Annotated in this window: 11 protein-coding genes and 1 tRNA gene; all 12 read right to left on the reverse strand. The window is 41.1% G+C overall.

Going from position 1 to position 12,877, the window contains the following annotated elements:
* Positions 1-122 precede the first annotated feature (122 nt).
* The 12 genes from HMPREF0874_RS08630 to HMPREF0874_RS08685 all read right to left on the reverse strand — a co-directional run bounded on the left by HMPREF0874_RS08630 (position 123) and on the right by HMPREF0874_RS08685 (position 12,755).
* Positions 123-1,367 (reverse strand): M20 family metallo-hydrolase, encoded by a 1,245-nt coding sequence (locus tag HMPREF0874_RS08630; protein WP_008603186.1) that lies wholly within the window; start codon positions 1,365-1,367, stop codon positions 123-125.
* A gap of 63 nt (positions 1,368-1,430) precedes the next feature.
* Positions 1,431-2,726, reverse strand: a complete 1,296-nt coding sequence (locus HMPREF0874_RS08635; protein WP_008603188.1) for an amidohydrolase — start codon at positions 2,724-2,726, stop codon at positions 1,431-1,433.
* A gap of 169 nt (positions 2,727-2,895) precedes the next feature.
* Positions 2,896-3,840, reverse strand: a complete 945-nt coding sequence (locus tag HMPREF0874_RS08640) for a DMT family transporter (protein ID WP_008603190.1) — start codon at positions 3,838-3,840, stop codon at positions 2,896-2,898.
* Between the two features lies 1 nt (position 3,841).
* Positions 3,842-4,318, reverse strand: a complete 477-nt coding sequence (locus HMPREF0874_RS08645; protein ID WP_008603192.1) for a YhcH/YjgK/YiaL family protein — start codon at positions 4,316-4,318, stop codon at positions 3,842-3,844.
* A 282-nt stretch (positions 4,319-4,600) separates the two neighbouring features.
* Positions 4,601-6,667 carry an elongation factor G gene (fusA, locus tag HMPREF0874_RS08650; RefSeq protein WP_008603194.1) on the reverse strand — a complete coding sequence of 689 codons (2,067 nt, stop codon included), beginning with the start codon at positions 6,665-6,667 and terminating at the stop codon, positions 4,601-4,603.
* Between the two features lie 517 nt (positions 6,668-7,184).
* Entirely contained in the window at positions 7,185-8,303 is a 1,119-nt protein-coding gene (hydE, locus tag HMPREF0874_RS08655) for a [FeFe] hydrogenase H-cluster radical SAM maturase HydE (RefSeq protein WP_008603196.1), read from the reverse strand.
* Positions 8,304-8,307: 4 nt separating this feature from the next.
* Positions 8,308-9,054, reverse strand: a complete 747-nt coding sequence (locus HMPREF0874_RS08660; RefSeq protein ID WP_008603198.1) for a YaaA family protein — start codon at positions 9,052-9,054, stop codon at positions 8,308-8,310.
* Positions 9,032-9,634: a hypothetical protein gene (locus tag HMPREF0874_RS08665; protein ID WP_008603200.1), complete on the reverse strand. Its 603-nt coding sequence runs from the start codon at positions 9,632-9,634 to the stop codon at positions 9,032-9,034. Before HMPREF0874_RS08665 ends, HMPREF0874_RS08660 begins: the two co-directional genes overlap by 23 nt.
* A gap of 306 nt (positions 9,635-9,940) precedes the next feature.
* Positions 9,941-11,200, reverse strand: coding sequence for an Nramp family divalent metal transporter (locus tag HMPREF0874_RS08670; RefSeq protein WP_008603201.1), 1,260 nt, complete (start codon positions 11,198-11,200; stop codon positions 9,941-9,943).
* Positions 11,201-11,219: 19 nt separating this feature from the next.
* The gene (locus HMPREF0874_RS08675; RefSeq protein WP_008603203.1) at positions 11,220-11,969 is read right to left on the reverse strand and encodes a hypothetical protein; all 750 of its coding nucleotides are present in this window, start codon (positions 11,967-11,969) and stop codon (positions 11,220-11,222) included.
* 210 nt (positions 11,970-12,179) lie between these two features.
* A tRNA-Ser gene (locus HMPREF0874_RS08680) sits at positions 12,180-12,270 on the reverse strand.
* A 50-nt stretch (positions 12,271-12,320) separates the two neighbouring features.
* Positions 12,321-12,755: a DNA starvation/stationary phase protection protein gene (locus tag HMPREF0874_RS08685; protein WP_008603204.1), complete on the reverse strand. Its 435-nt coding sequence runs from the start codon at positions 12,753-12,755 to the stop codon at positions 12,321-12,323.
* Positions 12,756-12,877: the final 122 nt, after the last annotated feature.

Genomic DNA, 12,877 nt, shown 5'->3' on the forward strand with positions numbered 1-12,877 from the left:
TTACACCTAATAGGCCTAACAATAGTAAAAGTAATCACTTAATTATATTCAGTATAATCATATAACTATATAACTACTTATCTACATAACTACATAACTACATAACTACATAAAGAAGTATATTAAACAAGCTTTGTTTCTTCCAAGCTAAGTTTTCTAAGCACCTTATCAAGCACCGCTGCACCCGTTACGATATCATCCATTTCAGCAAATTCTGCAGGATTATGACTGATGCCGTCACGGCATGGAATAAAGATCATTCCCGTCGGAACTACCTCCGCCCAATGCATCGCATCATGACCGGCACCGCTAGGCATTGTCATGTACTCCACACCAACAGACTTAACAGCCTCTTCGATTTCTCGAATCATCGCTGGGTGCATCTCCACTGGATAGTCCTGTGCAATTGTTTCAATTGTATACGATAATCCACGTTTCTCGGCAGTAATGTCAATAAATTCTTTAACAAGAGTAACTACAGAATTACGAGCTGCCTTAGATATGCTACGAATGTCTACCCCTAGCTTTACAGCACCAGGAATGACATTCATCGCCCCTGGTGTAACCTCCACAACGCCAACAGTTCCCACCACGGGTGGTTCCTCTTGCATAGATGCAATCTCCTCGATGCCGAGGATGATTTTTGAGGCTCCACATAGGGCATCATGGCGTAAATTCATCGGCGTAGCGCCACTATGATCGGCATTGCCCCGAATGGTCACATAGAATCGCTCTGGCGCTGCAATACCAGTCACAATGCCAATCGTTTTCTGTTCGTGCTCCAGTACCTTTCCTTGTTCTATATGAATTTCTGTGAAAGACTTTACAGGTCGTTTATATTCCATTGCTTCAATCCCATCGGGATTTAAGTTGCGACCTTTCAATGCTTCGTATAAGGAAATTCCTTGTTTATCTACCAATCGGTGTAAGTCTTGTAATCTTAATTCACCACGCATGGCCTTACTACCTAGTGTAGCATCCCCAAAGCGACCGGACTCTTCGCACATGAAGGATACCACAGCGATGGTATGGTCATGTTCATAACCATCGTCAATCATACTACGAATTACTTCAAGGGCAGATAACACGCCCACCACACCATCGTAATTGCCTCCATTGGGTACGCTATCTGTATGAGACCCTACCATGACAACTGGTAAATCTGGTTTCTTACCAATCTTATAGCCAATGATATTACCAAAATCGTCTATTTCAACGGATAAACCCGCATCAATCATGCGATCTATAATATATTGACGCCCCTCCCAGTCTGCATCGGTGAAAGCAAGGCGATTAATGCCCTCACCAGGTGCTGTCAATTGGGCCATAGCATCAAAATCTTTAACTAATCGCTCTCGTTGAATCATATAACACCTCACAATCCACTACATCATTTACCGACAAACTATATGGTGGCTAGTCAGTAAACCTTATTTTAAATAGTGAGCCGCAATAGTACCCAATGCGACAATACCATTTAACATATCCTCTTCATCGATATCAAAGAGTGGATTGTGATGTGGCGCTTTAATAGCAGAACCTACTACCATGTAGGTTGCTCTACCGCCGCGATCAATGACACGGTTCAAGAAGTACGCACAGTCTTCACTTCCCCCACCGCTGTAATCGAATGGAACCTCTTTAAAGATACCAAGTGGCTCCACGATAGCTTGCACCTCACGAGCTAAATCATCGCTGATGCGACCTGCAGGAGTTTCACCTTGTTTTGTGATTTCAAAGGTACAATCGTGCATTTCTGCAGCACCTTTAATGATAGTCTTTGCTCGTTCAATCATGTAGTCATTGATTTCCGTAGTAGCTCCACGAGTTTCCAGTTTAAGAACTGCCACATCAGGCGTCACATTGCGACCTGTACCGCTTTCAAAAACACCTACATTCATGCGAGAGGCCCCTTGACTATGACGAGCGATAGCTTGTAAGTTAAGCACCGCAGTACAACCTGCGAGCATTGCATTTTGTGCTTTTTCTGGAGAGCCCCCAGCATGAGCAGAATAACCGTGGAACACCGCATCAAGTTTTGTTGTCGCTAAGAAGCCATGATCGCTACATGCAAAACAATTGGATAGATTTTCATTAAACCCAATATGCATGCCGAACATCAAATCTACATCATCCACAACGCCCGCTTCCGCCATCGCTTTAGCACCGCGCACGCCTTCCTCCGCTGGTTGGAAGATGAGTTTGATAGTGCCTTTGAATTCATCCTTATGAGCAGCCAAGTATTCCGCTAAGCCTAGCCCCATCGTCATATGTGCATCATGACCACAGGCGTGCATCGCCTTATCGTGACAAGAACGGAATCCTTCCTTTGTAGGCACATGGCTATCCTCTTTAGCTTCGATAACATCGTTAGAGTCCATGTCTACACGAAATGCTACTACAGGGCCTTCGCCGCCGAACTTCATAGTTGCAACAATGGCCGTTTTACCGTAGCCCATCTTTTCTACAAGCTCAGGATTAGCACCTTCTTTGATGGCGCGATCCATAGCGGCTTTCATAACCTCATCACTAGGCAAGCCCATACGAGAATCTAAATCGAGTACATCTGCGCCTAACGCCACATCATAGCCCAAAGAAATAAGCCTATCCGCCACTTTTGCAGCAGAGCGATACTCAAGCCAAGCAGGCTCAGGGTACATATGAAAGTCGCGACGCATAGCGATTAACGCATCGCGCCGTTGTTGCACGAAATCTTTTACAGACATAAATACCTCCGTAACAAACTAATAATCACGTATATATTTACTATATGAATAGATAGGTAAATAGTCAACTAAATGGCGCATGTATACAGTATCTAAAATATACTGTATGTTATAACAAAAAACACATATACCACGAAATGATTTCTGTGATATATGTGTGCTTATCGGTTTATTCTAATATTGTTTTATTCAATTTTGTCAGCACTTCTCGTTTAATAGTTCGTTGTCTATCCCAAGCAATAATAACAACGGTGGCAATAATCATAGCCATACCAATTAGCCCTAATAGACTAAATTCATTTCCTAAAAAAGCCCACCCAAAGAAAGCCGCCGAAATAGGTTCAATAGATGACAAAATAGATCCTGGTACGGCCCCAATTCGTTTAACCCCTTCTAAATAGGCATTGAAAGATACTATCGTCCCGAGGAATATGACATTGAAACAACCAATAATAGTCCATGCGTCCCACACTGCATATGAATTCGGTTGATGGAATAATATAGCGGCTACAATACCACTAATGAACATCCCGAATCCCACAATAGGCAACGTGCCATATTTGTAGAGTAAATCAACAGGAGAAATACTATATACGGCTACACCGACAGCAGATAAAAGCCCCCATACGAGAACCGCCATCGGGAAGCTTTTAATAGAAAGACCATCACCATTCCCCATCAAACAAATGGTCCCCACTAAGGCAAGTATAACAGAAACCGTCTCCCCCTTGGATGGTCGTTTACCATAGCGAACCAGCAGGTAAATAATAATCATAGACGGCGCCAGATATTGTAAAACCGTTGCAATGCCAGCTCCAGCTAAAGCAATGGATCTAAAGTATGTATATTGGCATAATGCCATTCCAAATACGCCAAAAATAATGAGTCCTAGCGTATCCTTTACACTATGAAATACATTAAAGATAGAATTTCCAAATCTAAACCATGCATAAATAACAGTTAGTAAACCTGCTGTAATCAATCGCATAGTTACTAGCCATTCCAAATTCATATCTCTAAAATTGCTTAAGAACTGTACGGATGCACCTGATACACCCCATAAAACAGCGCCTAATAAAGTTATAATAACACCAATAACTTCATATTGTTTCATGCTAGTCACCGAGCAAAGATACGTGAACTTTCACAACCACCTTACGGATTTTGATGGGTTTATCGTTTACAGCAAGCAAGGGCCGATGAACATCAGAGGGGAAGAATACGGTGTAGTACCCTTCTGGGCAATGGATTTGCCCTTCATCAACCGCTTCATTAGGATAGAAATAGCAATCTCGATCTGGATAGGACTCCACAGGTTTAACGAGACCTTTATCTACGAAAAAGCCCATGTTTTCCTCGCCGCTCACCATAAATTGGATATCTACATAATTACGATGCGATTCTGGTTTTGTAGCTTCAAATAGTTTTGTTTCTACATCATCTACGTTAGCATACATCATGTCACCCTCGATGGCATGACGCCCTCCAGGCAACGCTTTCAAATCTGTGTTTTTCAAGAAATCCAAAGCGCGCACGATGGCTTTAGGATAGCCCATTTTTGTATAATCTGCGGTAATATTAGAGAAAAACATACACAATCCTTTCACAATATCTATGGATATGGCACCACAATAAACCAATTATATTACCTTTTATGTTAGCACATATATACATAAAGAACTAGCTATTCTCTTATGTAAAAGCCCTCCATACGCTACATATATGGAGGGCCTCAGTAAAATACTATTCAAATTTATGACTTACGTCAATCATTACACTATGAAATTGTTACAGTATTAAATTGTTACATTATGCAATTGTCTATTCAGTTGTAGTGATTCAAACTGTATTAAATACAGCATGTGGCCATTACCTTATTCTTGGGTTTTATGAGCAGCGATAATTTCTTCCGCTTGCTTATGTGGAACCTCTTCATAGGTATAGAACTGACGGTTAAATACGCCTTGTCCTTGTGTAATGGAGCGCAATGCAGTCACATAATCGGACATTTCAGCCAATGGTACTTGTGCTTTAACAACGGAAATACCGGTTCTTTCACTTTGTTCCATGCCTAATACACGACCTCGACGGCTATTCAAATCACCCATAATGTCGCCCATGAAAGCATCTGGTGCAAACACGTTGACTTCATAGATTGGTTCTAATAGTACTGGTTTCGCCTTAGGAATCACATCCTTGATAGCCTGTGACGTAGCTACTTTAAATGCTAACTCTGAGGAGTCTACGCTGTGGTAAGATCCATCCAAGAGTGTCACTTGCACGCCAATCATAGGATATCCTGCAATTAGGCCTTTATCTAGGGTTTCTTTGGCACCCTTTTCCACTGCTGGTATGTATTGCTTAGGTACAGCACCACCAAAAATTTTGTCTACGAATGCAAATTCGCTACCATCATATAATGGATCCACTTGAATCTTAACGTGACCATATTGACCATGACCGCCACTTTGTTTCTTATACTTAGACTCGGTTTCAGCAGAGCCTTTAATGGTTTCGCGGTATGGAATATATGGAGCCACAAGTTTAGCTTGTACGCCGTATTTACGGTCCATTTTGTTGAGGATATGCTCAAGATGTACTTCGCCCATACAATCGATTTGTAATTGGCGAGCTTCAGCATTTTTCACTACTACGCAAGTAGGATCTTCTTCTGCCACTTTAAGAACAGCACTAGCTAATTTTTCCTCCTCACCTTTTTTCACTGGCTCCATAGCCACTGTATATAGAGGTTGAGGGAAACGAATAGCATCGTATGTTACTTTAAAGTCAGGAGCCGTTAATGTATCGCCGGTCTTAGCATTGGCCAATTTCGGTATCACTACGATATCGCCAGCTTTAGCAGCAGATACAGGGATTTGTTGCTTCCCGATAAGGGTAACCATCTTGCCCCATTTTTCTTCTACACCTTGGTTTACATCATAAAGGCGATCGCCTTCTTTCAGTTCACCAGAGAAGATACGTACAAAGCTTTGTTTGCCTGCGAATGGGTCTAACAATGTTTTAAATACGAATGCAGTTAATGGTTTATCTACATGTACAACACATTGTTCGCCGGTTTCCGCATCAGTTGCGGTCATCACTTTTTTAGTTGCATCCGGCATGTAACGGATCATACGATCCAATACTTGATCTAAGCCAATACGAGATGTGGCACTGCCACACATGATTGGGCACACACGGCCACTAATCATCCCTTCACGCAAGCCTTGGCGGATTTCCTCTAAGGATAATTCTTCGCCTTCTAAATATTTTTCCAACAACTCATCGCTACCTTCAGCCGCGGCTTCTACGGTCATTTCCCGAATTTCTTGAGCCTTTTCGATAAGGTGAGCTGGTACAGCGACCTCTGTTGGTTGGCCGTCCTTATAAGTAAACGCAGTCATTTTCGCTACGTCTACAACGCCTTCAAAATCGGCACCTTCACCGATAGGAATCTGCAATGGCATAATGCCTTTGCCAAATAATTCCCGCATTCTTTCAATAGTGCCAAAGAAGTCAGCACCATCAACATCCATTTTATTGATAAATGCCATGCGAGGCATTTGTAATTCAACTGCATAATCCCATGCGCGAACTGTGTCAGTTTCTACACCAGATGTGGAGGATAGCACCATCAACATACCATCACAAGCACGCAAAGCGGCACGAACTTCGCCATGGAATTCGTTATAGCCTGGAGTGTCTATGAAGTTAACCTTATGGTCATGCCACTCACATGGCGCCATGCCCAATTGAATAGTTACATTACGTTTAATTTCTTCCGGTTCAAAGTCCATAATATGTTTATTATCTTGACCTTTACCTACGAAATCAACCGCACCAGAAGTTAACAACAAGGATTCAACAAGAGCTGTTTTGCCCGCACCATCGTGGGAAACAACAGCAACGTTTCTAATTTTATCACTACTGTACTCTTTCATTGGAATCGCCTCCTTACTGGCAAATTACGGCTTTGCTAATACATTTCGACACTACAATAGAAAAATCCTCTTTTTCTGAGAAAAATTTCTCCAAAAAGAGGATTAATATAATTCTTCAATCTATATTTGACGAATAAAGACTCAAATTTACCAATAAGGACTTAGAAGAGTTCCGTACCCGTACAGAGTATAACTAATATTGCAATACTAGTCATCTATAGTTTCGACGACTTTCCTTCTATTCCTAAAGAATTTTAGTATTTCTATGTTTATAATGAAGTTAAAGATCTATTAATAAAGCTTTATTCGTAAACCTATATAGATGGGACTAGTGCCCTCACAAAGTTATAAAAAAGACGGTCTGTACTTGTGCAGCGACATCAGGAACGAGGAGCAAGCAAGTATAGACCGTCTTTTTTAATTAAGTTGTCATTATGTAACGGGGTCCCATCTATATATAGGCAATACTAGTGGTAAATATATAATTCACTAAAAGATATAGGTAAATCATAGAATACTAAAATTCTCCCGTCCGTTTACCGTAGTGTTTGGAGTCCCCATTTTGTTTCCAACCTACTGTATCACCGATGGACATTACGCGGCGCGTCAGGCAGTCTTTACATTGTTCTGCATTGTCGTCCACGCAAGGTTTATTATCATATAGCAAATATTTTGCACGGTGTTCAGGAATGGTGATGATAGGCATTAGGATATTCGCCCCAGCCGCTAAACCTTTTTCACGGCCTAGTTTATCTAGTGCTTGTAAGGCAGTAGTTGCCGCAATGTTTACGTCTTTCAAGAATAAACGAGTTAGGGCAATCATCTTGAGGCCCAGTTGAACTCGTCGCAACTTACCCTCTTCATCATCAATGCCCATTGCCAATGCTTCTTGGCCCAGAGGCGTATCATGATGCACCACATAAGGGCCCATACCGATCATGTCGATATCCATATCGCGATAGAACAAGATATCATTTACGAGATCATCTTCTGTTTGCCCAGGTAGACCAATCATAACACCTGTGCCAACTTGGAAGCCTACGCGGCGCAAACGACGTAAGCATTCTACGCGCGTCTCAAAGGAATGTAATTCATCACGAGGATGAATCTTATGGTATAAATCTGTATTGGTTGTTTCAATGCGTAATAAATAACGACTCGCACCAGCTTCACGCATGCGACGGTACGCCTCTTCGCTTTGTTCCCCTACACACATCGTTATGCCAAGAGAACCATCACCAATGGCTTTAATATCGCGAATTAAATCCACAACATAGTCCACAAAGGCATCATCACAGCGTTCACCAGATTGGAGTGTAATGGAACCATATTCATGATCGTACGCCCACTGTGCCATCTTGATGATATCTTCGCGATTCATATCAAAGCGTTCCGCCTTATCGTTTTCTCGGCGGATACCGCAGTAATTACAATTCTTAATGCATCGGTTCGAGAACTCGATGAGGCCACGATAATACGCTACAGGCTTTACGTATTTTGCCTTCACTTCGTAGGCCTTTTTATATATCAACTGCAACTGCTCTTCATCAGTTACAGACATGAGAAATCTTAGTTCCTCCTCGGTCAGCCATTCATCACCGACAAGGTCTTTTGCAAGAATGTCTTGCACTTGCAAACAATCACTTCCTTTCGTAACGAATCGTCATCGATTCGCTTGGTATGGTAATGGATTCAATGTCAGAGACACAGGTAAATCCATTAATTTCGCGCGGCAAGTCCCGCACATGTTTCACTTGTCGTGTTAAACATTCGTGAGCCATCACACCTCGACTCATTTTGGAGGACGTACTCATCTGCTTAAACGTGTTGCCCCGTAATTCCCAAAATTCAATGGTTACCACCTTTGGATGGTTCACCATTTTTGCATATTCTTTAGATGCTAGGTTTAGGATCCAATCTTCCTTGTGAAAGTATGCATCCACTGCTTCACGCCATGTATCGTATAAATTAACGCCTACCTTATCAACCATATCGAGTCGATAGTTGCGCACCCCCATATTAGGTTCAACGACACCATACAACGCGGACATCACAACGAGGTGGCTTTCACCAAAGGTCTTGGCTTCATCAGATAAGTTCAACCAGTCTAAATATTTGAAAGCAATACCATCGTAGCTTTCACAAGCGATACCTACTGGATGGGACTCAAAGTCCTGGTAAAAATCAAAGACAGCCTGTGCCTTATCAGCCTTTAGCTTTAGCGCCTTTCCAAGAGCTGCTACATCAAGAGATTGTACATGATTTATAATCTTTTTCGTGATGTTCGGCTGAAATTGGCTGTCTCGGACTGCATGATGTACTGCCTCATCATTTCTAGCAACATCGGTAATCGTTTTTGTCTTACTAGGAGAGAGGACGATTTTCATGAGATAATTCCGCCTTAATAGATTCCTCTGTCAAATTATCGATCAATTCTGGGTTCCACAACATGAGAGGCACCGCCACTACGTGGCTTGCTTTCAATTCTTTACATAATTTAATGCATTCTTTGAGATAATTAGAATCTTCATCTACAAGGTCGCATACGATAACCACGTGACGCCCTTTAAGGTTTACACCTTCATAATCGATACTTTCAGCAGATACTGTAAGCATGCCTGTTTCCAAGCGGCCTTCACTCATGTCGTTCAAACGAGACATCAATACATGCTCAAGCATAGTAGATACAGGTGTCACTACGCGGCCTATGCCAATAAGAGCCTCAGGTTGTGCATGAACGATAACCGTTTTCTTGCGTTTATCCGTTCTGAACTCAATAAGAGCTTTTTCTAAAGCGCCAAAAAATACGAATAACTGCCAAGGATCAAAAGAGCCTGTTTGGAACATATCGATAACAGAACCATCCTCATCCATATTGAGGCGCGTCAATAACTCTTCAGCAATGTCGTTAACCACAACACTAAAATCAGATTGTATTGTCTCTTGCACTTTGATTTCCTTTGCCATTAGGGCCTCCTAGTTTTCCATATATCACACTGCTAAGGAATATCCCCAACAGATATTATATTAATCTTAATTATACTATTTTTAATTGTACCATATTTTATACCCCTCTTGGGTATTCAAAGATACGCTTTTCACATAATAGATACGTTAGCAACATGACAAAAGGACCGCCATAGCGGTCCTTTGCATTTTAATTTTGTATTCTAATGTTGTACTCTAATATTATACTCTAATATTGTACTCTAATGCTGTATTCTAATTATGATTTTATAATAAACCTTTTGGTAACTAACAAAGAATGTTCTATTAGCCTACAATCAATAAGTAGATATTCATGATCGTAACGATGATACCTATGCTCCATAAGAGAATATTTGTAAATTTACGGTTCGCGTATTCTCCCATGACCTTGCGGCTACTTGTCATGTAAAGTTGCAAGAAGATGGTGATTGGTAATTGCAAGCTCAAGAACATTTGAGAGAACAATAATGCTTGGAAGGAATCTGTAATAAACACGATCAACAATAATGCTGGAACATATGTTAGTGCCAAGCCTAATCGCGTATGGAAGTCTTTCATATCGTAAGACTCGCCAAACATTCCTGCAAAGATACTTGCCCCCGCCATACCTGCTGTAGCGGATGAGGCAAAACCTGCAAATAACAATGCTATTGCAAAAATAATACCCGCTGCGGGTCCAATGAGTGGTCGCAACAACTCTTCAGCCTGTTCAAGCTCTGTTACTTCAATACCATGAGCAAAGAAGACAGCCGCCGCCAATATAATCATGGCAGAGTTAATCATCCACCCAATCCCCATAGATAACAAAGTATCGAGGAATTCATAGCGCAACTGCCGTTTCATAATCGCTGGGTCTTGTGTATTAAACTGGCGACTTTGGATGATTTCAGAGTGTAAAAACAAGTTATGAGGCATAATTACAGCCCCTAATATACTCAAAATAACGAGCATCGATTCATTAGGTATATTAGGATCCACCCAACCGATACCAGCCGTTGCCCAATCCACGTTGACCATATTTACCTCAACGAGGTACGCCAATGCGATGAGGGATACAAAGCCAGCAATGATTCGCTCTAATTTACGATAGGAGTTCGTAATGAGCATGACCGTACAGATAAGAGCCGTCAAAATGCTGCCTATCAAGATAGGAATACCAAAGAGCATCTTCAAGGCGATAGCGGCGCCAATAAACTCAGCCAAGGCCGTCGCTGCCGCCGCAATTCCTGCCGTGCTAAGCACAAAGCGAGATGCATAACGCGGTAAGAATTCATAGGCACATTCCGACAAGCATTGACCGCGTACAATGCCTAAATGTGCCACATTATGCTGTAATAAAATGAGCATAATCGTAGATAGTGTGACTACCCACAATAATTCGTAACCATAACTGGCACCAGCTGCCAAGTTAGCAGCCCAGTTGCCCGGATCGATAAATCCAACGGTTACGATTATACCAGGTCCTATATATTTAAAGACCTCACTTACCTGCTGCTTACCATTTTGATGGACAGTAAACAACTGTTTCTTTAAAAAATCAATCATTATAACCCCTTACTAAGAGTTATAGAGTGAAGGTCATCTCCGTCTGCATACGAGCATCTGTTTTGGACTTTTTATCCTTGGAATCAGCGTAACGAATACGCACTTCATTATTTACCTTAACGCGAGAATCATCAATTTTGAATTTCTTCATTTTTTCTTTGATTTGTTCATCTGTTAAAGCGCGTTCTTCCGGTTTTGCTACTTCATCACCAGCCTTATCAAGAGCCTCTTGTTGATCCTTGGATACTTGATACATCTTACCAGATTTTTTAGCCTTTTCAGCACGCTTTTCATCTAGTTTTTGACGGCGCTCGTCAGTAACTTTTTTATCGCGAGCAATACGGTAATCCATTACATCACGCATATTTTCTTGGTAGATACGCAATGCATATTCCCGATCATTGTCGTTCATTTGCTCACGTTTTGTGACTACCTCATCGATAAGTGGCATAAGCTCATCCTTTGTGTAGCTAGCACCATCAAAAGTAAATCCGTGGGTATCTGTAATAGCACCATGTTTAATGAGTCTTTGTAACGCTGTATACGTCCAATCATTAGGCGTAATAACATCTGAGTTTACATGCTGTTGCCCTTTACTAGAACTACTAACAGTCTCTACATCAGCACTTACGCCATCCACCATAGGACGTGCACTTGGAATGGCAATACTTTCAGCATGACTAAAGCCAACAGACGCAACGAGGCATAATGTGCCAATGCCTAACGCTCGACGGATACGATTCATTTGACGTGTATGTTTTGTATTCATAAGAGTCTCCTTAAAATTACATTTTATACAATCTATTATATGAAACCCCTAGACATACGTCAACTCTATACCCTTACACACCTGTGTCATTCAATACTAATAAGGCCTTGGACTCACTCGAATCCTCACAAATTAGGCCTATATAAATAATATAATAAATTAATATATTATACAAAAAGACCCCACATCGAGTGATGTGGGGTCTTTACATGGCGGAGGATTAGGGATTCGAACCCTAGCGACGGTAACCCGCCCTAACGATTTAGCAAACCGTCCTCTTCAGCCTCTTGAGTAATCCTCCATGCTTTACTGGGTAATCATATCATACCCAATAAGGCATTGTCAATCGTCTTATTTCAGCATAGATTCGATGAACCAGATCTGTTTTACATAGTATGCAACGTGATCTTCCATCATGCTTACGAGCAAGAAATCACCTTCTTCATCAGCGGCTGCACGAATTGCTACAGCTTGATCATTCATGTATTTAAAATCTTTAAGAAGGATATCAATTACCTTTGCTTGAGGGATGTCTTCTTGACCAAGTTCTTCGATTTTAGTCAATTTTGTGTATTCTGCAGAATTTACCAATGGAAATTGACCTTGCATTTTCACATGTTCTGCTACGGCATCAAAGTATTCAAATGCTTCATCATAGATGGATTCCAAGTATTCATGGATGGATTTGAATTGCGGACCAGTTACATTGAAGTGTAAATTATGTAATTTTACATTCCATACGGAAAGATCTGCTAAATATTGATTTACTTGTTGTACGTTTTTCATAATAAAACTCCTTTTTTCACTTAATTCTCAATTATAGTTTATTCTAAAAGCAGAACAAACACAGTTGGTTTCTACGCCATCAATTCGTTTATTTAATTTATAATCAATATTGATTATGTTTA

It is taken from the genome of Veillonella sp. 6_1_27, assembly GCF_000163735.1.
Classification (GTDB): domain Bacteria; phylum Bacillota; class Negativicutes; order Veillonellales; family Veillonellaceae; genus Veillonella; species Veillonella parvula_A.

What these genes read in the sequence shown, in the direction of transcription:
- HMPREF0874_RS08630 (WP_008603186.1), bottom strand. Translation starts at nt 1,367, where the DNA reads ATGATTCAACGAGAGCGATTAGTTAAAGATTTTGATGCTATGGCCCAA.
- HMPREF0874_RS08635 (WP_008603188.1), bottom strand. Translation starts at nt 2,726, where the DNA reads ATGTCTGTAAAAGATTTCGTGCAACAACGGCGCGATGCGTTAATCGCT.
- HMPREF0874_RS08640 (WP_008603190.1), bottom strand. Translation starts at nt 3,840, where the DNA reads ATGAAACAATATGAAGTTATTGGTGTTATTATAACTTTATTAGGCGCT.
- HMPREF0874_RS08645 (WP_008603192.1), bottom strand. Translation starts at nt 4,318, where the DNA reads ATGTTTTTCTCTAATATTACCGCAGATTATACAAAAATGGGCTATCCT.
- fusA (WP_008603194.1), bottom strand. Translation starts at nt 6,667, where the DNA reads ATGAAAGAGTACAGTAGTGATAAAATTAGAAACGTTGCTGTTGTTTCC.
- HMPREF0874_RS08660 (WP_008603198.1), bottom strand. Translation starts at nt 9,054, where the DNA reads ATGAAAATCGTCCTCTCTCCTAGTAAGACAAAAACGATTACCGATGTT.
- HMPREF0874_RS08665 (WP_008603200.1), bottom strand. Translation starts at nt 9,634, where the DNA reads ATGGCAAAGGAAATCAAAGTGCAAGAGACAATACAATCTGATTTTAGT.
- HMPREF0874_RS08670 (WP_008603201.1), bottom strand. Translation starts at nt 11,200, where the DNA reads ATGATTGATTTTTTAAAGAAACAGTTGTTTACTGTCCATCAAAATGGT.
- HMPREF0874_RS08675 (WP_008603203.1), bottom strand. Translation starts at nt 11,969, where the DNA reads ATGAATACAAAACATACACGTCAAATGAATCGTATCCGTCGAGCGTTA.
- HMPREF0874_RS08685 (WP_008603204.1), bottom strand. Translation starts at nt 12,755, where the DNA reads ATGAAAAACGTACAACAAGTAAATCAATATTTAGCAGATCTTTCCGTA.